This window comes from Sphingomonas sp. AC435 (genome assembly GCF_979253005.1).
This window is the reverse complement of sequence record NZ_CEEDCJ010000001.1, coordinates 224,508-247,726: the sequence shown is the minus strand read 5'-3', so window position 1 is coordinate 247,726 and position 23,219 is coordinate 224,508. Positions and strand designations below refer to the sequence as shown.

Below are 23,219 nucleotides of genomic sequence, written 5' to 3'. Positions count from 1 at the left end.
GCCGTGTCCGACACACCCCGCGACCGCCGCGACCGCGACGACATCATCGTCGACGTCAAAAATTTGCGGAACAGCTTCGGCCCCTCGGTAATCCACGAAGGGCTGGACCTCCAGGTCCGTCGCGGGGAAATCCTCGGCGTGGTCGGCGGGTCAGGCACCGGCAAGTCGGTGCTGATGCGCTCGATCATCGGCCTCCAGACGCCCGATGCGGGCGACATCACCGTGTTCGGAGAGCCGACGATCGGCCGCGACGAGACGGAGGCGACCAACATCCGCAAACGCTGGGGCGTGCTGTTCCAGGGAGGCGCGCTGTTCTCGACGCTGACCGTGGCGGAGAACGTGCAGGTCCCCTTACGCGAGTTCTACCGTGACCTGTCGCCTGCGCTGATCGACGAGATCGCCGCGTACAAGGTCGTGATGACCGGCCTGCCCGCCGATGCCGGCCCGAAATACCCCGCCGAACTGTCGGGCGGCATGAAGAAGCGCGCCGGCCTCGCCCGCGCGCTGGCGATGGACCCGGAACTGCTGTTCCTCGACGAGCCGACCGCGGGTCTCGATCCGATCGGCGCGGCGGCCTTCGACGAACTGATCCAGTCGCTTCAGCGCACGCTGGGCCTGACCGTGTTCCTCATCACCCACGACCTCGACACGCTGTACGCCATCTGCGACCGGGTGGCGGTGCTCGCCGACAAGAAGGTGATCGCGGTCGGCACGATCGACGAGTTGAAGGCGCTCGATCACCCCTGGATTCATGAGTATTTCGAGGGGCCGCGTGGCCGGGCCGCCTCGACGACCAAGGAATTTGGCACCAGCGACGCCCAGGCGGACGCGCATCCGACCGAGGTCGTCGCCAACGAGACCGGCCAGCGCTCGCAAGGCGCCGCCGCCGACAACGCAGCAAGGGCAAGCTGATGGAAACCCGTTCTAATCACGTCCTCGTCGGCGCCGTCGTGCTGATCCTGCTCGGGGTGCTCGCGCTGTTCACCGTGTGGATCGCGCGACTCGGCGGCACCGAAGAGAAAGAGTACGACATCTTCTTCCGCCAGTCGGTCGACGGGCTCGCGCGCGGCTCGGCCGTGACGTTCTCGGGCGTACCGTCGGGCCAGGTGAAACAGATCGCGCTCTGGGCCAACGATCCGCAGTTCGTGCGCGTCCGCATCAGCGTCAACCACGACACCCCGATCCTGCTCGGCACCACCGCCAGCATCTCCGGCGTCGGCTTCACCGGCGTCAGCCAGGTGTCGCTGGACGGCGCGCGGAAGGGGCAGGCGGCGATCGCCTGTCCGGAGACGCCGCGTGCCGATCAATGCCCCTACGGGGTGCCGGTGATCCCGACCAAGCAGGGCGGCCTCGGCGCGATCCTGAATTCCGCGCCGCAGTTGCTGGAACGGCTATCGACATTGACCGAGCGCCTCACCGGCCTGCTCACGGACCGCAATCAGGCGTCGATCGCCGGCATCCTGGAAAACACCAATCGCCTGACCGATGCGCTGGCCGATCGCGGACCGGAGATCGCGGCGACACTGGCGCAGACCCGCGTCGCCATCCAGCAGGCGGGCGACGCCGCGCAGCAGATCGGCGCGCTGGCGGCGACCACCAACGGCGTGCTGGCGAACGACATCCAGCCGACGATCCGCAACCTGAATGGCGCGATCGCGGCGGCGCAACAGTCGGCGGAGACGCTGAACGGCGCGATCAACGATGCGCGGCCCGGCCTCCAGACCTTCTCGCGCCAGACGATACCGGAAGCGAACCGGCTGGTCCGCGACCTGCGGACGACGGCGGCGGCGCTGTCGTCGGTGGCGGAGAAGGTCGATCAGCAGGGCGCGAGTTCGCTCATCGGGCAGCAGAAGCTGCCGGACTACAAGGGTAAGTGAGGGGTATCGGCATGAAGACGCTCTCGATCGCGATCGGCCTCCTCGCCGCGCTCCCGCTCGCCGGCTGCATCAGCTTCGGCGCGACCCCGCCCGACACGCTGATGAAGCTGGAGGCGACGGCGCAGGTGCCGGTCGGTCAGGTCCAGAACTCGGCGACCGCGAAGTCGATCGTGATCGGCGTGCCGGTGACGCCGCAGTCGCTGGCGACGCAGCGCGTGCCCGTTGCGACCAGCGCGACCAGCGTCGCCTATGTAAAGGATGCGCAGTGGACGGAGCCGCCGTCACGCCTGTTCGCACGGGTCGTGTCCGATACCGTGTCGGCGCGTACCGGTCGCGTCGTGCTCAGCCCGGTGCAGGCGGTGGCGGAGGCCAACGACGATCTGGAGGGAGAACTGCGCACCTTCGGGCTAGACGCGGCGACGCGGGAAGCCGTGGTCACGTTCGACGGTGCGCTCCAGCGGGCAGGCCAGCCCGCAACGGAGAAGCGCCGGTTCGAGGCGCGCGTCCCGGTGGCGGCGATCGACGCCGCATCGGCGGGACCGGCGTTGAATCAGGCCGCCAATCAGGTCGCGTCGGAAGTCGCCGACTGGATCGGGCGCTGAGGAATTTGGAACGCTGCGAGCGTCAGGGCTGAGTGGCGTATTCACGGACGGCGGCGAAGTACCGGCGCTGATGGGTCGACCTGAGCGTCGCTCGGACACCGCGGCAGCGCTGGCCAGCTAGAGCCGATCGACGCTCAGCCTATCTCCGTCATCCGGACTTGTTCGGCAATGACCCCCTTGAAAGATGTATTGGTCATGTGTCCCCGCGAAGGCGGGGACCCAGTACTGGGCTCCCGCCTTCGCGGGAGCACATGGGTCGCCGTGCAGGCCGCGTCCATGTTTCAAGGGGATAAGGCACAGACGATTCCGGGGCGGCTATGCGTAAAGAGCAAAAGCACCTCCAGGGCTGAATGTCGGTCAGCTCGGCCATGCACCCTGCGCAAATCGTATTGATCGAAGTAAGTATCTGTCAGCTATCGGGAATTGGGTCTCAATCCAGCGGAACCGGGTCGCCGTGCGAAGGATTGCACCGCCTTGTCGAACCACTCCGTGCGCAGCGTCGCGCGGGCGTTTGTACAGGAGAGATATATGATCATTCGCACCTTCAGCATCGCCGCCGCACTGGCGATCATGCCCGCCGCGGTCCACGCGCAGGCCGTCACCCCCAAGACCTATGTCGCCAAGGCCGGCGCCAGCGACTTGTATGAAAAACAGTCGAGCCAGCTCGTGCTGGCCTCGACCAAGGACGCCAAGGTCCGCCAGTTCGCGAACCAGATGATCGCGCACCACACCAAGAGCACCAACGACGTGAAGGCTGCCGCCCGGCAGGCGGGTATCGCCGTGCCGCCACCCAAGCTGGAGCCGATGCAGGCCAGCAACATCGCCAAGCTGCGAGCAGCCAAGGGCACCGCGCGCGATCAGGCCTATATTCAGCAGCAGAAGGTCGCGCATCAGCAGGCATTGGCGCTGCATCAGGGCTATGCCGCGAACGGCACCGCCGCTCCGCTGAAGACCGCCGCCGCAGCGATCGCCCCGGTGGTGCAGACCCACATCGACGAACTGCAGCAGATGTAATGGATGGGGGCGGGCGACAGGTGTCGCCCGCCCCGTCGGTCAGCCGTCATGCCGGGCCCGTCCCGGCATCCACTGCCGGACACGCCCGCAGCTCGTGATCGGGTCGCTCCGTGGATGTCCGAGCCAGCCCGGCATGACGACGACCGGTCGCTCCGGCGCTACTCCACCAGCGCGAGCACCCGCTCCGCCTCCATCAGATGCAGCCGCTCGACCATCTCACCGTTCAGTCTGATCGCGCCACGTCCCTCCGCATCGGGTGCGGAAAATGCCGCGACGATCGCGTGCGCGCGCGCCACCTCCGCCTCGGTCGGCCCGAACGCAGCGTTGGCCGCATCGATCTGTGCCGGATGGATCAGGCTCTTGCCGTCGAACCCCCAGTCCGCGCCCTGTCGACACTCCGCTGCCAGCCGATCAGGATCGTCGAACACGTTCAGCACGCCGTCCAGCGCCAGCATCCCGCCGGCCCGCGCCGCCGCGACGATCTGCGCCAGCACGGGCAGCAACGGTGCGCGGTCCGGTCCCGGGCGACAACGCAGGTCCAGTGCCAGATCGTTCGTGCCCGCCACCAGCGCACCAAGTCGCAGTTCGGCTGCCGCCAACGCGATGTCGGGCAGCGCCATGATCCCGCGCGCCGTTTCGATCATCGCCCACACTGCGGGGCCGTCGGCCCCAAGCCGCTCGCGCGCCATCCGCAACGTCGCGACCCCGTCGACCTTTGGCAGCAATACCGCGTCCGGCGGCATGGTCGCCAGCGCCGCAAGATCGTCCTCCGCCCATTCGCCGTCCACCGCGTTGATGCGCACGACCAGCAGACGGGGTCCGAAGCCGCCGTCATACACCGCCGCCCGCGCAGCATCCCGAGCCGCCGCCTTGGCTTCCGGTGCGACCGAATCTTCCAGGTCCAGAACCACCGCATCGCACGGCAGACCGCGTGCCTTGACGATCGCCCGCGCGTTGGATGCCGGCAGGAACAGCGCGCTGCGACAGCGGGACATCGGGGAAGCCATCATCTTCATGATCCATGTTGTCCGGTGACACTTTTCGGCATTCGCAGCCTAGCAGCGGATCGTCGGCAGGCGTAGAGCCAAGCTGTGATCGCCGGTAAACCTCGCTCGATCCGCATCGCCGTGGTGGCCGCCGCGTTGCTGCTGGCCGCCTGCGAACCGGGTGTCCTCAATCCCGCCGGGCCGGTGGCGGCTGGCGAGCGGACGGTTCTGCTCAATTCGCTGGTCATCATGCTCGGCATCGTCATCCCGACGATCGTCGCGACCCTGGCCTTTGCGTGGTGGTTCCGTGCAGGCAACACCCGCGCGACGTACCTGCCGACCTGGACCTATTCCGGGCGCGTCGAACTGCTGGTGTGGTCCGTGCCCGCGTTGGTGGTCATCTTCCTCGCGGGCATAACCTGGATCGGCAGCCACGATCTTGCCCCTGAAAAGCCGCTGGCATCGAAGGTCGCACCGATCGAGGTGCAGGTCGTCGCGCTCGACTGGAAATGGCTGTTCATCTATCCCGGCCAGAACGTCGCGACCGTCAATCGCCTCGTCATTCCCGTCGGTACGCCGGTCCGGTTCCGCATCACCAGCGGCACCGTCATGAACAGCTTCTTCGTGCCGCAGCTGGGTAGCCAGATCTATGCGATGTCGGGCATGGACTCGCGCCTGCACCTGCAAGCCGACCGGCCCGGCCGCTATCGCGGCATGTCCGCGCACTATAGCGGGGAGGGGTTCGCCGACATGAATTTCGTTGTCGATGCCGTACCGCGCGCGCAATTCGCGGGTTGGGCCGCGCAAACGCGGGCGGCGGGACCGCTGCTCGACGGCCCCGGTTTTGCCAAGCTCGCTCGGGAGGCATCGTCGGTGAAGACGCCGTTCAGCTACCGCGCGGTGCTGCCCGGCCTCTACGACCGCATCGTCGCGCACGCCGGTGCCGCGGTCCGCGACACCGCCGATTCCGGCCGGGAGGACAAGAAGTGAGCCCGCTGCACCCCGTCGAGACGGGGCAGATCTCGCCGATCTTCGGCAAGCTGAACTGGGACTCGATCCCGTTCGACGAGCCGCTGCCGCTGGTATCGTCCGCGGTCGTGGCGATCGCGATCCTGAGCATCCTCGGCTGGGTGTGGAAGAAGGGACTGTTCCCCTATCTGTGGAAGGAGTGGATCACCTCCGTCGATCACAAGCGGATCGGGGTGATGTACTGCGTGCTCGCGGCGGTGATGCTGCTGCGCGGCTTTTCCGATGCACTGCTGATGCGCTCGCAACAGGCGATCGCGTACATGAACCCGGGCTACCTGCCGCCCGACCACTATGACCAGATTTTCTCCGCGCACGGCACGATCATGATTTTCTTCGTCGCGATGACGTTCATGATCGGCCTGATGAACTTCGCCCTGCCGCTTCAGCTCGGCGTCCGCGATGTGGCGTTTCCGACGTTGAATTCCGTCAGCTTCTGGCTGACCGCGTCGGGCGCGCTGCTGCTCAACATCAGCCTCGTGGTCGGGGAGTTCGCGAAGACCGGCTGGGTCGTCTATCCGCCGCTCAGCGAGTTGCGCTTCTCGCCCGGGGTCGGGGTCGATTACTATCTGTGGGCGATCCAGATATCGGGCGTCGGCACGTTGCTGTCTGGCGTGAATCTGGTCACGACGATCCTGAAGATGCGCGCGCCCGGCATGGGCTACACCCGGATGCCGATGTTCTGCTGGACGTCGCTGGCGGCGAACCTGCTGATCGTCGCCGCCTTCCCGATCCTGACCGCGACGCTGGCGATGCTGACGCTCGACCGGTATCTCGGTTTCCACTTCTTCACGAACGAAGCTGGCGGCAACCAGATGATGTTCGTGAACCTGATCTGGGCATGGGGCCATCCGGAAGTCTACATCCTGATCCTGCCCGCGTTCGGCATCTTCTCCGAAGTCGTGTCGACCTTCTCGGGCAAGCCGCTGTTCGGCTATCGATCGATGATCGCGGCGACGATGGTCATCTGCATCCTGTCGTTCATGGTCTGGCTCCACCATTTCTTCACGATGGGGGCGGGAGCGGACGTCAACGGCTTCTTCGGCATCACGACGATGATCATCGCGGTGCCGACGGGAGTGAAGGTCTTCAACTGGCTGTTCACGATGTACGGTGGCCGTATCCGATTCACATCGATGATGCTGTGGTCGCTGGGCTTCATGGTCACGTTCGTGATCGGCGGCATGACCGGCGTGCTGCTCGCCGTACCGCCCGCCGATTTCGTGCTGCACAACTCGCTGTTCCTCGTCGCGCATTTCCACAACGTCGTGATCGGCGGCGTGCTGTTCGGCGCGTTTGCGGGTCTGACCTATTGGTGGCCCAAGGCGTTCGGCTTCACCCTCGACGAGCGCTGGGGAAAGCGTGCCTTCTGGTTCTGGATCGTCGGCTTCTACGTCGCCTTCATGCCGCTCTACGTGCTCGGCCTGATGGGCATGACGCGACGGTTGGGCCATTACGACGTCGCCGCCTGGCATCCGTGGCTGATCGCCGCGGCGGTCGGCGCGGTGCTGATCGCAATCGGTATCGCGTGCCAGATCGTCATGATCTACGTCTCGATCCGCGACCGCGAGCGGCTGGCCGACACCAGCGGCGATCCCTGGGATGGCCGCACGCTGGAGTGGATCACGACCTCGCCACCCCCGCCGTTCAACTTCGCGGTGCTGCCGAACGTGCAGGGCGAGGAAGCCTATTGGGACATCAAGTCGCGCGCGCTGGAGAAGAAGCAGCTCAGCGACCGCCCCGAATACGAGCATTTCGAGATGCCGCATAACTCGCCGACGGGCATCGTCACCGCGTTCTTCGCGACGGTGATGGGGTTCGCGCTGATCTGGCACATCTGGTGGATGGTGATCCTCGGCTTCCTCGGCGCGTGGGCGACGTTCGTGGTCTTCGCGTGGCGCGACGAGGCGGAATACGAAGTCCCGGCGGAAGAAGCCCGCCGCCGCGACGCCGAACGCCGCCGCGCCAAGGCGATCCTGCTGGGCCTGCCCGAGGACAGCGTCGCATGAGCGCGCAAGCAGCAGCCCGACACGGCGGCCACGGCCACGGCCACGGCGGGGGCGACCCTAACCACCTCGGCCACGGCGATACGCCGATCAGCGAGCAGGGACCGGCGTCGAAGCGGATCGTCGTCGCCTATGGCTTCTGGATCTTCCTGCTCTCCGACTTCATCATGTTCTCCGGTTTCTTCGCGGCCTATGCCGTGCTGGTCGGGGAGACGGCGGGCGGGCCGGGCGGACGCGATCTGTTCGAACTGCCGCTGGTCGCCGGGGAAACCGCGCTGTTGCTGCTGTCCAGCTTCGCGTGCGGCATGGCCGGTATCGCGATGCACGCCCGCTCCATCAAATGGTTTCAGGTCGCGATGGCGGCGACCGCGTTGCTCGGCGCTGGTTTCCTCGCGCTGGAACTCTACGAATTCCTGCATCTGATCGGCGAGGGTGCCGGGCCGGGGCGCAGTGCGTTCCTGTCAGCGTTCTTTGCGCTGGTCGGGTGCCACGGCGTCCACGTCGCGCTCGGCCTCGCATGGCTGACGACGATGATGGCGCAGGTCTGGACCAAGGGTTTCCGCGAGGACATCGACCGACGCGTCGCGTGTTTCATGCTGTTCTGGCACGCGCTCGACATCATCTGGGTAGCCTTGTTCACCGTAGTCTACCTTCTCGGCGCGGGAGCGGCGACATGAGCGAACGCGACATGGAGATGGAGTCCGATCACGAGACGGGCGACTCCGCGCCGGGCGAAAGCGACGAGCATGACGGCGCGTCGGTCGCGATCCAGGTCCGCAACTATCTGGTCGGGCTGGGGCTGGCGACGGTGCTGACCGCCGCGTCCTTCTGGGCGGCGGGCACCGGGCTGATCTATGGCCCCGGCATCCCCGTCGCGCTGATCGCGCTCGCGGTGGCGCAGATGGGCATCCACCTCGTCTTCTTCCTGCACATCACCACCGGGCCGGACAACAGCAACAACGTGCTGGCGCTGGCATTCGGCGTGCTAATCGTCGGACTGGTGCTGATCGGCACGATCTGGATCATGAACCATCTCGACCACAACCTGATGCCGATGGGCGAGATGATGCGGATGCAGCGTTAGGGTTTCTCCGCCAGCAGCGCGCGGGTGACGCCGTTGGTCCAGCCGAAGCCGTCCTGATTGGGATATTCCCCACCGCCACCCGGCTTGCGCTCGACCACGTCGTATTTCTCCAGCAGCTTGCCCGACGCGGCATATTCCCGCTGCACGCCCGCCAGCCATGCGGTCCTGATCCGGGTCGCCAGCGCGGTTTCTTGGTAGCGGCGCAGGCCGGTGATCGCGATCCACTGGAGCGGGGCCCAGCCATTGGGTTCGTCCCATTGCTGCCCGCTCGGCGTCCCCGTCGTCATCACGCCGCCCTCGCCGACCAGCGGCTGGAACGCCGCCGCCGTCGCGCGGCCCTGATCGGGCGTCGCGGCCCCGACGAACAGCGGGAACATCGTCGCGGCGGTCAGCACGGTGTTGGCACGGCCGGTGTCGAGGTCATGGTCGGCGAAGAAGCGCCCGTTCCACAGATGCCGGCGGATCGCCTGCGTCCGCGCCTCCGCCCGCTGGCCGAACTCCGTCGCACACGCCGTGTCGGCCAGCGTGCGGCAGTTCGTGGCGATCGCCTGCTCCAGCCCTAGCAACAGGCTGTTGAGATCGACCGCGGCGAAGCGCGTGGTGCGGATCGTCGCCAGCGTGCGTCCGTCCGCGAACCAGCGGGACGAGAAGTCCCAGCCGCTTTCCGCCCCGGCGCGCAGGTTGCGGAACAAGTCGGCGCGGTCGCGATCCGGCGTATGATCGGCGAGCGCGGCATCCTCGCGGTAACTTTCGTCGCGCGGATCGGCGCGGTCGTCCCAGTACCGGTTGAGCAGCGACCCATCGGCAAGGCGCGCGACGCGGCGATGCTGCTGCCCCGGCTTCAGCGTGGCTTCGCCGTCCATCCAGAACGCATGCTCCGCGCGCAATTGCCGCGTCCGCGTCGCCAGCGTCGTGGCATCCCGCGACAGGCCGGACATCAGATAGAAGACCGGCGGCTGCGACCGGCTAAGATAGTAAGTGCGCGTACCGTTCGGGATGTGGCCGTAACGGTCGATCAGGCTGCCGAAATCGGCGACCATCGTCTCGATCAGGTCCTGTCGCCCTGCCGCGGGCAGGCCCAGCATCGTGAAATAGCTGTCCCAGTAATACAGCTCGCGAAACCGTCCGCCGGGCACGACATAGGGCTTTGGCAGCGACAAGCCCGACGATCCCGCGGGCACGCTGGTGGTGGTGCGCGTCAGATGCGGCCACAGTGTGTCGATGTGCTCCGCCAGACTGCTGGTCGGCTGCGGCGTCACCACGCGCTCGGCGGGCAGCGTGAAGTTCGCGGTGACGAACGCCTTCAACGCCGGGTCGGTGTCGCACTTGCAGCTTCGGTACGCGGCCATGATCGCTGTCGCCGACCGCTTCGGCACGGCATCCGCGAACGTCTTCGAATCGGGGAAGATCTGGCGCATCTGCACCGCGGTATAGAGCGGCCCGTACACCTGTGCGGGCGAGGGTGGGAACGGCTTCACCGGAGCAGCGGCGATCGGGGCGGCAATGGCCGCGGCGGCCAGCATCATCAGGATCACAATCGACTCTCCAGCATTTTCGCGCGTGCCAGGGTCACGCGCCGCTCCCCGCGATCGACGCGCAGGAACATCGTCTCGTCACCGGCGGGCAGGCGCAGCAGGAACCCGCCCGCGCCCATCCACCGTTCCGGCGTCATCGGCCGATCGCACAGGTCGCGCCAGTCCGCCGACGCCAGCCATGCGGGATCGGCCAGTGGCCAGTCTCGCCGAAACGCGGACAGCGCCGCGACGAAATCCTCTAGCGCGACATCGCGATGCTCCCAGTCGAGCCACGTCATCTCGTCCTGCGCATAGGCGTTGTTGTTGCCGCGCTGCGTCCGGCCAAACTCGTCGCCCGCGGTCAGCATCGGCGTGCCCTTCGATGCGAACAGGGTCGCCAGCATCGCGCGGACATCGGCATCGCGGCGGCCGCGGATCGCGGGATCGCTGCTCGGACCTTCGACACCGTTGTTCCATGCGATTTCCTCGGCATGACCATCGCGGTTCTGCTCGCCATTGGCCTCGTTGTGGCGATGGGCATAGGTGACGACATCGCCCAGCGAAAAGCCGTCATGCGCCGCGACGAAATTCACCGATCGCGACGCGCGCGCGCTCCCGAACACATCGGAGGACCCGGAGATCCGCGTCGTCAGCACGCCCGCGCCGCCGTCGCCGCGCCAGAAGCGGCGGACATCGTCGCGGTACCGGTCGTTCCATTCCAGCCAGTTCGCGGGAAAATGCCCGAGCTGATAGCCGCCGGGGCCGGTATCCCACGGCTCCGCGATCATGATCCGGTCCTTCAGCAACGGATCGCCGGCGATCGCCGCGAAGATCAGTGCGGCGGGATCGAAGCCCGGTCCGCGCGCGAGGATCGGCGCGAGATCGAACCGGAACCCGTCGACGCCCAACGACGCGAAATGCCGCAGCGACGCGAGCACGAGGTCGCGTACCGGCGCTTGCGAACAGTCGAGCGTGTTGCCGGTGCCGGAGTCGTTGATCAGCTGCCCCGCGCCGTCGCGCGCATAGGCTGCCGGATCGAGCCCGCGCAGGCACAGCGTCGGCCCCGCCGCGTCACTCTCTCCAGTGTGGTTGAACACCACGTCCAGCAGCGTGCCGATGCCCGCCGCGCGCAACGCCGTGACCGTCGACGCCAACTCCTCGACCCCGCCGGGACACAGGCCGGGATCGAGTGCCATCGGTGCGACGGGGTTGTATCCCCACGCGTTGACCAGCCCCAGCGGCGGCAGATGGCGTTCGTCGATCCACGCGACGATCGGCATCAGCTCGACCGCCGCGACGCCGATCTTCGTCAGGTGCCGCAGCACCGTCGGATGCGCGAGCGCGGCGATCGTGCCGCGCTGCTCCGGCGGGACCTCCGGATGCCGCATCGTGTAGCCGCGCACGTTCAATTCGTAGATCAGCCCGCCGGGCACAAACACGGGTGGTGGCGGTGGCGCGCGCGACACGGAGGCGGGCACAATCGCCTTCGGCACCAGCGCCGCGCTGTCCTCGCCGAACACCGCCAGCCGCGGGTCATGGGCGAAGCGCCGGTCCAGCTCCTGCGCCCACGGATCGACCAGCAGCTTGGCGGGATCGAACCACAGGTTTGCGGCCGGCTCGTACCGCCCGTGCGCGCGATAGCCGTAACGGTCGCCGGCACGCACGCCGGGCACCGTCAGCGACCAGCCGTCGCCGCTGCGTTCCATCGGCAGGCGGCGCTCGCTGTCGCCGTCGAACAGGCACAGGAAGACTGCGCTCGCATCCGGTGCGCGCACCGCGAACTGCGTAGCCGGAGCATCGGGACCCGAGGCGACGGGATGCGCGCCCCAGGCGGGCATGCTCACGTCACGACGTCCGGACGCTCGCGACCGGTGTGGCGGACGATGCCGGCGATCGCGTCGGCGGCGGCGGCGATGTCGGCCAGCATCGCGGTCGTATCGCCATCGATGGCGGTCGCCTCGTACCGTTCGAGATAGACGCGCAGCGTCGCGCCGCTGGTGCCGGTGCCGGACAGGCGGAACACGACGCGGCTGCCGCCCACGAACAACACACGGATACCCTGATGCCGGCTGACCGACCCGTCGGTCGGGTCCTCGTAAGCGAAATCGTCCGCGGTCTCGACAGTCAGGTCGCCGAACCGCTGGCCCGGCAGGTCACCCAGCCTGCCGCGCAATTCGCTCATCAGCGCATCGGCGCGGTCGCTCTCGACGCCCTCGTAATCGTGGCGGGCGTAATAGTTGCGGCCATAGGTCGCCCAATGCTCGCGGGCGATCGCCTCGACCGACTGGCCGCGCACCGCGAGGATGTTGAGCCACAGCAGCACCGCCCAGAGCCCGTCCTTCTCGCGGACATGGTCGCTGCCGGTTCCCGCGCTTTCCTCGCCACAGATCGTCGCGAGCCCTGCGTCGAGCAGATTGCCGAAGAACTTCCAGCCGGTCGGCGTCCCGAACGAGGGAACACCCAGCGCGGCGGCGACGCGGTCGGCGGCGGCGCTGGTCGGCATCGACCGCGCAACCCCTTTCAACCCGCCGCGATAGCCGGGCGCGAGGTGCGCGTTGGCGGCCAGCATCGCGAGGCTGTCGGACGGCGTGATGAAGATGTTGCGCCCGATGATCAGGTTGCGGTCGCCGTCACCGTCCGATGCCGCGCCGAAATCCGGCGCATCGGCGGCCATCATCGTTTCATAGAGTTCATGCGCGTGAACGAGATTGGGATCGGGGTGGTGCCCGCCGAAATCGGGCAGCGGCGTACCGTTTCGAACCGTGCCCGCCGCGAAGCCGAGCTGCCGCTCCAGAATCTCAGTCGCGTACGGGCCGGTCACCGCGCTCATCGCGTCGAACGCCATCGACAGCCCGGCGGCGCGGATCGCATCGAAGTCGAACAGCTTGCGCATGAGTTCGGCGTAATCGGTAACCGGATCGACCACCTCGACCGTCATCCCCGCCAGCATCGTCTCGCCGTCGGTATCAAGATCGATGTCGTCCGCCTCGACGGTCAGCCAGCGGTTGATCGTCAGGGTGCGCGCGTGGATCGCCTCGGTCACCTTTTCGGGGGCGGGGCCGCCGTTCGCGATATTGTACTTGATCCCGAAATCCTCGTCCGGGCCGCCGGGATTGTGGCTGGCGGACAGCACCAGCCCGCCGAGCGCGCGGCGGATGCGGATCATGTTGCTGGCGGCGGGCGTCGACAGGATGCCGCCACGCCCGACCACGACGCGCCCGAAACCGTTGGCGGCGGCGATGCGGATCGCCACCTGAATCACTTCACGGTTGAGAAAGCGCCCGTCGCCGCCGATCACCAGCGTCGCGCCGTCCTTGTCCTCAATCGCGTCGAATACCGACTGGATGAAGTTCTCGGCATAATTGGGCTGCTGGAAGACGCGGACCTTCTTGCGCAGGCCGGACGTGCCCGGCTTCTGGTCGGGATAGGGCGTGGAGGGGACGGTGATGGTCATGATGATCCCGTTAGATCGCGGTAGAGGCGGGCGTAAAGCTGGCCGCTTCGGCTCCAGGAAAAATCGGCCTGCATGCCGCTGCGCTGAAGCGTGCGCCAGCGGTCGGACTCTGCGTAGAGCGCGATCGTGCGGTCGATCGCGTGGATCAGGGCGTCGGGCGTGACGCCGTCGTGGACGATGCCGGTCGCCACCCCCGCCGCCAGCGCGGCCTCGTTCGCGTCGATCACCGTATCCGCCAGCCCGCCGGTGCGCGCGACGACCGGCACGCAGCCATAGGCGAGGCCGTAGAGTTGCGTCAGCCCGCACGGCTCGAACCGCGACGGGATCAGGATCGCGTCGGCACCGCCCTGCAATAGATGCGACAACTCTTCGTCATACCCGATCCTCACCCCGACCCGGCCGCGGTGGCGCTCCGCGGCCGACAGGAACGCGTATTCCAGCGCGGCGTCGCCCGATCCGAGCAGCGCCAGCCTGCCGCCACGCGCGACGAGGTGGTCGATCGTCTCGACCAGCACGTCCATGCCCTTCTGCCATGTCAGCCGGCTGACGACGGTGAAGATCGGGCCGGATGCGGGATCGAGGCCGAACGCCTGCTCAACCGCGGCTCGGTTGGCGGCGCGGCGGCCGAGCGTCTCGATCGCGTAGCGCCCAGGCAGGGCAATGTCGGCGTCGGGGCTCCAGACGGCGGGGTCGATGCCGTTGACGATGCCGTGCAGCGCACCCTGTCGCGACCGGGTTGCGATCAGCCCCTCCAGCCCCATGCCGAATTCCGGGCGCAGAATCTCGCGCGCGTAGGTAGGGGAGACGGTGGTGATCGCGTCGGCGGCGTTCAGGCCGGCCTTCAGGAATCCGACCTGTCCGTAATATTCGACGCCGTCGATGCTCCAGTCTGACGCGGGCAGCCCGAGCGCGGGAAAGATGCCGGCGTCGTAGCTGCCCTGAAACGCGATATTGTGGACGGTGACGACGGTCTTCGCCTCCGCCCCCAGCGCGCGCGCGTAGACGGGAGCGAGCGCCGCCTGCCAGTCGTGCGCGTGCATCACGTCGAAGCGATGGCCGGCGATGGTGCCGGCCGCGAGCTCCGCGGCGGCGCGGGCGAGCGCGGCGAAGCGCCGCCAGTTGTCGCCCCAGTCGCGGCCGTCCGCATCGGCATAGGGGCCACCCGGACGCGCGAACAGCTCCGGCGCGTCGAGCACCAGCAGCGGATGCTCGCCGATCCGCGCCTCGATCAGCCGCGCCTCGACCCCGAGCAGGTCCGGCCAGTGATGCGCCACGCGCCCGTTGCGAGTGGCCGCGGCCATCGCCGGATAATCGGGCAGCAGCGTGGTCGTGACGATCCCGTGTGTGCTCAGCGCTGCCGGCAACGCACCGACGACATCGGCGAGGCCGCCGGTCTTGACGAGAGGATAGGCTTCCGACGCGACGGAGAGGATGCGCACTTAATCCCTCTCCCCCTGGTAGAGGGAGAGAGGAGCGAAGCGACGGAAGGGTGAGGGTGTGTCGCTCCCCACCCTCACCCAGCGCTTGCTGTGCAAGCTGGCCCCTCTCCCAAGGGGAGAGGGGAGGGACTTCATTAATCCTGCGCGGAACGGAACAGCCTCCCTCACAACCCCAGCCGGTCGATCATCGGTTGCGTAATCAGGCACACGCCGCGGTCGGTGCGACGGAACCGCTGCGCATCCAGCACCGGGTCGTCGCCCACCACCAGGCTGTTGGGAATCTTCACGCCCGCATCGATCACCACCCGCCGCAACCGCGCACCGCGGCCGATATGACAGTTCGGCAGGACCACCGCCTCGTCCAGCATCGAAAAGCTGTGCGCGCGTGTGCCGGTCGACAGCAGCGACCGGTTGATCGAGGCGCCTGACACGATGCAATTGCCCGACACGAGACTGGCGACCGCGGAGCCGCGGCGGCCATCGATATCGTGGACGAATTTGGCGGGCGGCGTGATCTCCGAATAGGTCCAGAGCGGCCAGCTATTCTCGTACAGATCCAGCTCGGGCAGGACATCGGTCAGGTCGATGCTCGCCTCCCAATAGGCGTCGATCGTGCCGACATCGCGCCAATAGGCCTGCGGCTCTCCGTCGGAGCGGACGCACGACGCGCTGAAACGGTGCGCCTGCGCATGGCCGTGCTTGACCAGATACGGGATGATGTCCTTCCCGAAGTCGCGTGCGGATCCTTCGGTGGCGGCATCGCGGCGCAGTTCCTCGATCAGGAACTTGGTCGCGAAGACGTAGATGCCCAGCGAGGCCAGCGCGATCTCCGGATTGCCGGGGATCGCCGGCGGGTCGGCGGGCTTCTCGACGAAATCGACGATCCGGTCGTCCTCGTCGACATGCATCACGCCGAAGCCGGTCGCCTCCATCCGCGGCACTTCCATGCAGGCGACGGTCACGTCCGCACCGCTGTCGCAATGCTGCTGGAGCATGATCTCGTAATCCATCTTGTAGATGTGGTCGCCCGCCAGGATGACCATGAATTCCGGACCATAGCTTTCGATGATGTCGATGTTCTGGAACACGGCGTCGGCCGTACCCTCGTACCACTGCGTCTCCGACACGCGTTGCGAGGCGGGCAGGATGTCGAAGCTCTCGTTGCGTTCCGGGCGCAGGAAGTTCCAGCCGCGTTGCAGATGCCGGATCAGGCTGTGCGCCTTGTACTGGGTCGCGACGCCGATACGGCGGATGCCGGAATTGAGCGCGTTCGACAGGGCGAAGTCGATGATCCGCGCCTTGCCGCCGAAATAGACCGCCGGCTTGGCGCGGGTATCCGTCATCTCGAACAGGCGGCTGCCACGCCCGCCGGCCAGCACGTACGCCATAGCGTCGCGGGCCAGCGGCTGTCCCCGGCGGTGGTGGTGGTCCATCCTCATCCCTCCTGTTGTGGCCGTATTGTTTCACCCGTTTCGGGGCGTTGTCGAGGGTGGGAGGGCCTTCTTTTCCTCGATTTTCGATCCTGGAGGGGTTGGGCACGGGGTGGTACCCCGCGCGCTTGCCATAGGTTATGCCTCGCCCCGGCCCATCCCGCCGGCGCCCGGTGCAATTACCCCTCGAACTCCAGCATGATCGTGGCGAGCGGCGGCAGCGTGACCCACGCGACGCCGTCCTTCGCCTCGACACCGCCCATATTGCCCAGACCCGAACCCCAATAGTCATGCGCGTCGGAATTCAGGACTTCGGTCCAGCGGCCGTCGTGCGGCAGGGGCAGGCGATACGGCGCGCGCGCCACCGGCGTCATGTTGGTGATGACCGCGACCGGCTTCTCGCCCGGCGCCTTGCGCAGCCATGCGAAGACGGAGTTGACACTATCGTCCGCCACCAGCCACTCGAACCCCTCCGGCTCGCAATCGCGGGCGTGGAGGGCCGGTTTTGCCGCGTAGAGGTGGTTCAGGTCGCGGACCAGCTTGCGGACGCCGTCATGCGCGTGGCTGGAGCGCAGATGCCAGTCGAGGCCGCGTTCCTCCGACCATTCGGCACGCTGGGCGAACTCCTGCCCCATGAACAGCAGCTTCTTGCCCGGATAGCCCCACATAAACGCATAGTAGAGGCGGAGATTGGCGAATTGCTGCCAGTCGTCACCCGGCATCTTCGCCAGCAGCGATCCCTTGCCGTGGACGACCTCGTCATGACTCAGCGGCAGGACGAAGTTTTCGCTGAAGCTGTAGACCAGCCCGAACGTGATCTCGCCGTGGTGGTGTCGCCGATGCACCGGCTCCCGCGCCATGTAGTGGAGCGTGTCGTGCATCCACCCCATGTTCCACTTGAACCCGAAGCCTAGCCCGCCGTTGCGCTCGCCCGGCGGTGGCGCGGGCTGGGACACGCCGGGCCACGACGTTGATTCCTCGGCGACGGTGAAGATGCCGGGATGCTCGCGGTAGACCGCGCGGTTCATCGACCGGAGGAATTCCACCGCTTCCCAATTCTCGCGGCCACCCTCTTCGTTGGGGATCCACTCGCCCGCCTGCCGGCTGTAATCGCGGTACAGCATCGATGCCACCGCATCGACGCGCAACCCGTCGAGGTGATAGCGCTCAGCCCAAAACAGCGCGTTGTTGACGAGGTAGGACGACACTTCGCGCCGCCCGAAATTGTAGATCGCGGTGTTCCAGTCGGGATGATAGCCGAGCCGCGGGTCCTCATGCTCGTAGAGCGCAGTGCCGTCGAACCGCGACAGCCCGTGCACGTCGGTCGGGAAATGCGCTGGCACCCAGTCGAGCAGCACGCCGACGCCCGCCTGATGCGCCCCGTCGACGAACCGCGCGAACCCTTCGTGATCGCCGAACCGGGCGGACGGAGCATAAAGGCCCGTCGTCTGGTAACCCCATGACGGATCATAGGGATGCTCGGTGATCGGCAGAAATTCGATATGGGTGAAGCCCATGTCGACGACGTATGGGATCAGGCGGTCGGCCAGCGCGTCCCACGTCAGATACCAGCCGTTCGCGTCCTTCTCCCACGACCCGGCATGAACCTCGTAGATCGAGATCGGCTGGCGGCGGGGATCGACCGAGGCCCAATGCTGGCGGTGGCCGTCGTCCTGCCATTCGTGCGTGAACGCGCCGGTCGTGACCGAGGCGGTTTTCGGGCGGAGTTCGGCGGCGAAGGCGAACGGGTCCGCCTTTTGCGGCACCATCTCGCCGTGCGGGCCGATGATTTCGAACTTGTAGCTCTGGCCGGCGGGAAGATCTGGTAGGAAGATTTCCCACACGCCGACATCGGCGCGGCGGCGCATGACGTGGCGGCGTCCGTCCCAGCCGTTGAAATCGCCGACCACGGAGACGCGCCGCGCGTTCGGGGCCCATACCGCGAAGTGCATTCCGGTCGCGCCCTGATGCTCGATCAGGTGCGCGCCCATCTTGTCCCACAGGCGGTGGTGCGTGCCCTCGCCCATCAGATAGTCGTCGGTGGGGCCGAGCACCGGGCCGTAGCTGTACGGGTCGCCGACCCACCACTCCGCGCCGTACCCCTGCGCCTTGTAGCGGACCGGCTGAGGGTCGCCCGTCACCGCTCCCTCGAACAGGTCGTCTCCGACCGGCGTCAGTTGCCCGAGGCTCTGACCCGCGAGGTCGAAGGCCTCTGCCGTTTCCGCTCCGGGAATCCAGGTTCGCGCGAAGCTCCCGTCGGGGCCGGGAAAGACACCGAGAAGGGAGAAGGGGTCGTCGTGACGCCCTTCCAGCAGGGCGGCGATAGCGTCACTCGATGGTTTCACAGGACTCCCCAGATGTCCTTCGCGTATTCGCGGATGGTGCGGTCCGACGAGAACCATCCGACGCGCGCGACGTTCCTTATCGCCGCTGCGTTCCATCCGTCACGGTCCTGCCAGCGCGTATCCACCTGGCGCTGGGCGGCGGCATAGGCGTCGAAATCGGCGGCGAGCATGAACCAGTCGCCGTCGTACAGCCCGCCGACCAGTCCCTTGTACCGGTCGGGATCGTCGGGGGAAAAGACGCCCGACGCGATGCCCGACAGCGCCTGCGACAGCTCCGGCGAGGCGTCGATCGCGGCGCGCGGGTCGTAGCCGCGGGCGCGTTGCTCCGCGACCTCGTCTGCGGTCAGGCCGAAGATGACGATGTTGTCGTCGCCGACACGGTCGCGAATCTCGACATTCGCACCGTCCAGCGTGCCGATCGTCAGCGCGCCGTTCAGCGCGAACTTCATGTTGCCGGTGCCGGACGCTTCCATGCCCGCGGTGCTGATCTGCTCCGAAAGGTCGGCGGCGGGGATGATCTTCTCCGCCAGCGACACGTTATAATTGGGCACGAACGCGACTTTCAGCAGGCCGCCGATCGCCGGGTCCGCGTTGATCCGGCGCGCCACGTCGTTGGCCAGTTTGATGATGAGCTTCGCGTTGTGGTAGCTCGACGCCGCTTTGCCGCCGAACAGCTTCACGCGGGGCACCCAGTCGCGCTCCGGATGGCTGCGGATCTGGTCGTACAGCGCCACCGTCTCGACGATGTTCAGCAACTGGCGCTTATACTCGTGAATGCGCTTGATCTGGACGTCGTACATCGCGTCGGGATCGATGCGGATGCCCATCAGCTCCTTCAGATGCTGCGCCAGCGCGACCTTGTTGGCGCGCTTCACGCTGGCGAACCTGCTGCGGAAGCCGGCATCGTCGGCAAACGGGTCGAGCGCCGACAGCTTTTCCGCGTCGTCGAGGAAATCGTCGCCGATCGCCTCCCGGATCAGCGCGGTCAGGCCGGGGTTCGCCTGTTGCAGCCAGCGGCGCGGGGTGATGCCGTTGGTCTTGTTGTTGATCCGGTCCGGATACAGCGCGTGCAGGTCGGCGAAGACCGTCTTCTTCATCAGGTCGGTGTGCAGCGCCGCGACGCCGTTGATGCTGTGCGATCCCGCGAACGCGAGATTTGCCATCCGCACGCGCCGCTCGCCACCCTCCGCGATCAGGCTGATCGCGGCGATCGCGCGATCGTCGACGCCCTTGGCCTTCGCCTCGCGCAGCAGCTTGGCGTTGATCGCGTAGACGAGCTGCATGTGCCGTGGCAGCAACCGTTCGAACAGCGGCAACGGCCAGCTTTCCAGCGCCTCGGGCAACAGCGTGTGGTTGGTGTAGCCGAAGGTCGCGCGCGTGATGTCCCACGCCTCGTCGAAGCCGAGATCGTGGAAATCGACCAGCAGCCGCATCAACTCCGCCACCGCGACCGCCGGGTGCGTGTCGTTGAGCTGGATCGCCGCCTTATCGGGCAGCGTGCGGATGTCGCCGGTATACTGAATGTGCCGGCGGACGATGTCCTGGATCGACGCGGAGGAGAAGAAATACTCCTGCCGCAACCGCAGCTCCTGCCCGGCGGCGGTGGAATCGTTCGGATACAGCACGCGCGTCAGCGTCTCGGCGCGGGTTTGACCCGCCAAAGCCCCCTCGAAATCGCCGGCATTGAACTGGTCGAGCTTGATCGGATCGAACGCGCGCGCGGTCCACAGGCGCAGCGTGTTGACCCGCTTGCCGCGCCAGCCGACCATCGGCGTATCGACGGCGGTCGCCTCGACGCCCTCCGCTGCCTTCCAGTGGACGTGGCCCGTCTCGGTGCCGACGACCTCGCCGCCGAAGCCGATGAAATACGCGCTCTCGCGCCGCTCGAACTCCCACGGATTGCCGTATTGCAGCCAGTTCTCGGGCAGTTCAACCTGGAAGCCGTCGTCGATCCGCTGCCGGAACATGCCGTTCACATAGCGGATGCCATAGCCATAGGCCGGCAGGTCGAGGCTCGCGAGGCTTTCCATGAAGCACGCCGCCAGCCGGCCGAGACCGCCATTGCCGAGCGCCGCGTCGGGTTCGATTTCCTCGATCGTGGCGAGGTCGACGCCGAGCGACTTCAGCGCGCCGGCGATATCGTGCGTCTGGTTCAGGTTGGACAAGGCGTCGCGGAGCAGCCGCCCGATCAGGAATTCCAGGCTGAGATAATAGACGCGCTTGGCGCCCTTGGCATGGGCCTCGCGCGTGGAATCCATCCACTTTTCGATGATGTCGTTGCGGACGGTGAAGATCGTCGCCGCCAGCCAGTCATGCGGGCGCGCGGCCTTTTCGTCCTTGCCGATGCGGTGAACGAGCGTGTCGAGGATCTGCGCGGCGAGCGGCGTCAGCACCGGCTTGTCGGCGGCAGGAGACAGCAGAGTGGCCAAGGGATGCTCCGGGGTGATTGATCCGGATCAGCGATAGTGGGCGGCGCGCGGATGTCACGCGATCATACGTATGTGCTCGATCGATCCTCCCTGGAGGTCCTCCGCACAAGAGCAAAGGAGCTCACAGCATCCCGTACAGCAGCGTTCCGTTCAGCCCGATGATGATCGCGGTGATGACCCACGCCAGTCCGCGCAGCCACGCGGGGCTGACGAGGTCGCCCATCACCGCGGGCCGTCCCGTGAACATCACCAGCGGCACCACCGCGAACGGCAGTTGCAGGCTCAGGATCACCTGACTGAGCACCAGCAGCTGCGTCGCGCCGGCATCGCCGCTCGCGCCCACCACCAGCACCGCCGGCACGATCGCCAGCGCGCGGGTGACGAGGCGGCGTGCCCAGGTCGGCAGGCGCAGGTGGAGGAATCCTTCCATGACGATCTGGCCGGCGAGCGTGCCGGTGACGGTCGAGTTCTGGCCCGACGCGAGCAGCGCGACCGCGAAGACGACGCTGGCCGCGCCCATGCCCAGCGACGGCGCGAGCAGGCGATAGGCCTCGTCGATCTCCGCCACGTCGGTGCGACCGGCGGTGTGGAAGGTCGCGGCGGCGAGGATCAGGATCGCCGCGTTGATGAAGAACGCGAGCCCCAGCGCGACCGTGCTGTCGATCGTCGCCATCTTGGCGGCCTCGCGCTTGTCCGCCGAACCGGTGCCGAACGCCCGCGTCTGGACGATCGACGAGTGCAGGTACAGATTGTGCGGCATCACCGTCGCGCCGAGGATGCCGATCGCGATGTACAGCATCGCCGGATTGGTCAGGATTTCCGGCGTCGGCACCAGCCCGCGCATGATCGCACCCGGATCGGGTCGGGCCAGGAACAGCTCGAACACGAAACAGCCGGCGATGATGCACAACAGGGCGATGACGAACGCCTCCAGCCGCCGGAATCCGAAGCGTTGCAGCGCGAGGATCAGGAACACGTCGACCGCGGTGACGAGCACGCCCCACGTCAGCGGCAATCCGAACAGCAGCTTCAGCGCGATCGCGGTGCCCAGCACCTCCGCCAGATCGCAGGCGATGATCGCAATCTCGCACAGCACCCACAGCGCGATGCTGACCGGCTTCGAGTAGTTGGCGCGGCACGCCTGCGCGAGATCCATGCCCGATGCCACGCCGAGGCGCGCCGACAGCGCCTGCAATACGATCGCCATCAGGTTGGACAGCAGGATGACGCTGAGCAGGGTATAGCCGAACGCCGATCCACCGGCGATGTCGGTCGCCCAGTTGCCGGGGTCCATATAGCCGACCGCGACCAGATAGCCGGGGCCGGCAAAGGCGAGGAAGCGGCGGAATGCGCCTGCGCCGGCGGGCAGGACGACGCTGCGATGGCTTTCCGACAGCGAACGGAACTCGCCCTGGGGCAGGGCGTCGGTGGCGGAGGGTGGCGGCATGGCAGCTACAGGTGGCGCAGGCGGGCCGTCGCGGCAAGCGACTTGCATTAACGCGGCATGCAGGACATCGATTGCAGCGATGCAGAAAATCCTGACCGCGCTCGCACCTGCCGCCCTGTTCGCCGCCGGCTTTGTCGCCGCTTCCGCCCATGCTGCGACGCCGATCGCCGGGAGGTGGATGACCGAGGAAAAGACCGCGATCGTCACGGTCGGCCCCTGCGGCTCCAACGTGTGCGGTCGCCTGACGACGCTGTTGAAGCAGCCTCCATCGGGGCCGCCGGTCGACTCCAACAACCCCGATCCCGCATTGCGCCGCCGCCCGCTGGAGGGATTGGTGATCCTGTCCGGCTTCGCCGACAAGGGCGACGACTGGCGCGGCAAGATTTACGATCCCAAATCCGGCAAGACGTACAAATCGATCCTGAAACGCGAGAGTGATGGAACGCTGAAGGTTCAGGGCTGCATCGCCTTCTTCTGCCGAACGCAACGCTGGACACCCGTGAAGGGATGACGTCGCCCGTGGGTTTCGCCTTGGGAACGAATGGTTTTCGGCCGGTGCGGACCCT

18 protein-coding genes are annotated in these 23,219 nt (G+C 67.0%); 9 read left to right on the top strand and 9 right to left on the bottom strand.

Annotated elements, in window-relative coordinates; all coding sequences use genetic code 11:
- Nucleotides 1-3: 3 nt before the first annotated feature.
- The 4 genes from AC0CH8_RS01165 (at nucleotide 4) to AC0CH8_RS01150 (ending at nucleotide 3,493) form a co-directional block, all read left to right on the top strand.
- Nucleotides 4-912 carry an ABC transporter ATP-binding protein gene (locus AC0CH8_RS01165; RefSeq protein WP_465238328.1) on the top strand — a complete coding sequence of 303 codons (909 nt, stop codon included), beginning with the start codon at nucleotides 4-6 and terminating at the stop codon, nucleotides 910-912.
- Entirely contained in the window at nucleotides 912-1,877 is a 966-nt protein-coding gene (locus AC0CH8_RS01160) for an MlaD family protein (RefSeq protein WP_204199422.1), read from the top strand. The genes AC0CH8_RS01165 and AC0CH8_RS01160 overlap by 1 nt, the downstream gene beginning before the upstream one ends.
- 11 nt (nucleotides 1,878-1,888) lie before the next feature.
- Nucleotides 1,889-2,479, top strand: coding sequence for an ABC-type transport auxiliary lipoprotein family protein (locus AC0CH8_RS01155; RefSeq protein ID WP_465238327.1), 591 nt, complete (start codon nucleotides 1,889-1,891; stop codon nucleotides 2,477-2,479).
- Nucleotides 2,480-3,007: 528 nt separating this feature from the next.
- Entirely contained in the window at nucleotides 3,008-3,493 is a 486-nt protein-coding gene (locus AC0CH8_RS01150) for a DUF4142 domain-containing protein (RefSeq protein WP_465238326.1), read from the top strand.
- Nucleotides 3,494-3,651: 158 nt separating this feature from the next.
- On the opposite strand, the gene AC0CH8_RS01145 is transcribed toward AC0CH8_RS01150, so the two are convergent.
- On the bottom strand, nucleotides 3,652-4,488 hold the full coding sequence (locus AC0CH8_RS01145) for an HpcH/HpaI aldolase/citrate lyase family protein (RefSeq protein ID WP_465238325.1): 837 nt from the start codon (nucleotides 4,486-4,488) through the stop codon (nucleotides 3,652-3,654).
- Between the two features lie 96 nt (nucleotides 4,489-4,584).
- Between AC0CH8_RS01145 and cyoA the strand changes: the two genes are divergently transcribed.
- The 4 genes from cyoA to cyoD are packed head-to-tail and all read left to right on the top strand — an operon-like array spanning nucleotide 4,585 to nucleotide 8,595.
- On the top strand, nucleotides 4,585-5,469 hold the full coding sequence (gene cyoA / locus AC0CH8_RS01140; RefSeq protein WP_465238324.1) for a ubiquinol oxidase subunit II: 885 nt from the start codon (nucleotides 4,585-4,587) through the stop codon (nucleotides 5,467-5,469).
- Complete coding sequence (gene cyoB, locus AC0CH8_RS01135) at nucleotides 5,466-7,514, top strand: cytochrome o ubiquinol oxidase subunit I (RefSeq protein ID WP_465238323.1); 2,049 nt, start codon at nucleotides 5,466-5,468, stop codon at nucleotides 7,512-7,514. The genes cyoA and cyoB overlap by 4 nt, the downstream gene beginning before the upstream one ends.
- The gene (locus AC0CH8_RS01130; protein WP_465238322.1) at nucleotides 7,511-8,188 is read left to right on the top strand and encodes a cytochrome (ubi)quinol oxidase subunit III; all 678 of its coding nucleotides are present in this window, start codon (nucleotides 7,511-7,513) and stop codon (nucleotides 8,186-8,188) included. The genes cyoB and AC0CH8_RS01130 overlap by 4 nt, the downstream gene beginning before the upstream one ends.
- Nucleotides 8,185-8,595, top strand: a complete 411-nt coding sequence (gene cyoD / locus AC0CH8_RS01125) for a cytochrome o ubiquinol oxidase subunit IV (protein ID WP_204199428.1) — start codon at nucleotides 8,185-8,187, stop codon at nucleotides 8,593-8,595. Before AC0CH8_RS01130 ends, cyoD begins: the two co-directional genes overlap by 4 nt.
- On the opposite strand, the gene treA is transcribed toward cyoD, so the two are convergent.
- The 8 genes from treA to AC0CH8_RS01085 form a co-directional block, all read right to left on the bottom strand.
- Entirely contained in the window at nucleotides 8,592-10,121 is a 1,530-nt protein-coding gene (gene treA / locus AC0CH8_RS01120) for an alpha,alpha-trehalase TreA (protein ID WP_465238716.1), read from the bottom strand. The genes cyoD and treA overlap by 4 nt on opposite strands.
- A gap of 5 nt (nucleotides 10,122-10,126) precedes the next feature.
- Nucleotides 10,127-11,947, bottom strand: a complete 1,821-nt coding sequence (glgX, locus tag AC0CH8_RS01115) for a glycogen debranching protein GlgX (protein ID WP_465238715.1) — start codon at nucleotides 11,945-11,947, stop codon at nucleotides 10,127-10,129.
- Between the two features lie 2 nt (nucleotides 11,948-11,949).
- Nucleotides 11,950-13,563 carry an alpha-D-glucose phosphate-specific phosphoglucomutase gene (locus AC0CH8_RS01110; protein ID WP_465238321.1) on the bottom strand — a complete coding sequence of 538 codons (1,614 nt, stop codon included), beginning with the start codon at nucleotides 13,561-13,563 and terminating at the stop codon, nucleotides 11,950-11,952.
- Nucleotides 13,560-15,002 carry a glycogen synthase GlgA gene (glgA, locus tag AC0CH8_RS01105; protein WP_465238320.1) on the bottom strand — a complete coding sequence of 481 codons (1,443 nt, stop codon included), beginning with the start codon at nucleotides 15,000-15,002 and terminating at the stop codon, nucleotides 13,560-13,562. Before glgA ends, AC0CH8_RS01110 begins: the two co-directional genes overlap by 4 nt.
- A 164-nt stretch (nucleotides 15,003-15,166) precedes the next feature.
- Nucleotides 15,167-16,435 (bottom strand): glucose-1-phosphate adenylyltransferase, encoded by a 1,269-nt coding sequence (gene glgC, locus AC0CH8_RS01100; protein ID WP_465238319.1) that lies wholly within the window; start codon nucleotides 16,433-16,435, stop codon nucleotides 15,167-15,169.
- A gap of 176 nt (nucleotides 16,436-16,611) precedes the next feature.
- Nucleotides 16,612-18,777 carry a 1,4-alpha-glucan branching protein GlgB gene (gene glgB, locus AC0CH8_RS01095; protein WP_465238318.1) on the bottom strand — a complete coding sequence of 722 codons (2,166 nt, stop codon included), beginning with the start codon at nucleotides 18,775-18,777 and terminating at the stop codon, nucleotides 16,612-16,614.
- Nucleotides 18,774-21,206, bottom strand: a complete 2,433-nt coding sequence (locus AC0CH8_RS01090) for a glycogen/starch/alpha-glucan phosphorylase (protein ID WP_465238317.1) — start codon at nucleotides 21,204-21,206, stop codon at nucleotides 18,774-18,776. The genes glgB and AC0CH8_RS01090 overlap by 4 nt, the downstream gene beginning before the upstream one ends.
- A 121-nt stretch (nucleotides 21,207-21,327) precedes the next feature.
- Nucleotides 21,328-22,653: an Nramp family divalent metal transporter gene (locus AC0CH8_RS01085; RefSeq protein WP_465238316.1), complete on the bottom strand. Its 1,326-nt coding sequence runs from the start codon at nucleotides 22,651-22,653 to the stop codon at nucleotides 21,328-21,330.
- 79 nt (nucleotides 22,654-22,732) lie between these two features.
- On the opposite strand from AC0CH8_RS01085, the gene AC0CH8_RS01080 reads away from it, so the two are divergent.
- A complete protein-coding gene (locus AC0CH8_RS01080; protein WP_465238315.1) occupies nucleotides 22,733-23,164 on the top strand; it encodes a DUF2147 domain-containing protein in 432 nt (143 codons plus the stop codon).
- Nucleotides 23,165-23,219 lie beyond the last annotated feature (55 nt).

Bases quoted from the DNA above. Each gene is read 5' to 3' on its own strand.
- AC0CH8_RS01085 (WP_465238316.1), bottom strand. From the start codon at position 22,653: ATGCCGCCACCCTCCGCCACCGACGCCCTGCCCCAGGGCGAGTTCCGT.
- AC0CH8_RS01130 (WP_465238322.1), top strand. From the start codon at position 7,511: ATGAGCGCGCAAGCAGCAGCCCGACACGGCGGCCACGGCCACGGCCAC.
- AC0CH8_RS01160 (WP_204199422.1), top strand. From the start codon at position 912: ATGGAAACCCGTTCTAATCACGTCCTCGTCGGCGCCGTCGTGCTGATC.
- treA (WP_465238716.1), bottom strand. From the start codon at position 10,121: ATGATGCTGGCCGCCGCGGCCATTGCCGCCCCGATCGCCGCTGCTCCG.
- glgX (WP_465238715.1), bottom strand. From the start codon at position 11,947: ATGCCCGCCTGGGGCGCGCATCCCGTCGCCTCGGGTCCCGATGCTCCG.
- AC0CH8_RS01110 (WP_465238321.1), bottom strand. From the start codon at position 13,563: ATGACCATCACCGTCCCCTCCACGCCCTATCCCGACCAGAAGCCGGGC.
- glgC (WP_465238319.1), bottom strand. From the start codon at position 16,435: ATGGACCACCACCACCGCCGGGGACAGCCGCTGGCCCGCGACGCTATG.
- AC0CH8_RS01155 (WP_465238327.1), top strand. From the start codon at position 1,889: ATGAAGACGCTCTCGATCGCGATCGGCCTCCTCGCCGCGCTCCCGCTC.
- cyoD (WP_204199428.1), top strand. From the start codon at position 8,185: ATGAGCGAACGCGACATGGAGATGGAGTCCGATCACGAGACGGGCGAC.
- AC0CH8_RS01080 (WP_465238315.1), top strand. From the start codon at position 22,733: ATGCAGAAAATCCTGACCGCGCTCGCACCTGCCGCCCTGTTCGCCGCC.
- AC0CH8_RS01150 (WP_465238326.1), top strand. From the start codon at position 3,008: ATGATCATTCGCACCTTCAGCATCGCCGCCGCACTGGCGATCATGCCC.
- AC0CH8_RS01145 (WP_465238325.1), bottom strand. From the start codon at position 4,488: ATGTCCCGCTGTCGCAGCGCGCTGTTCCTGCCGGCATCCAACGCGCGG.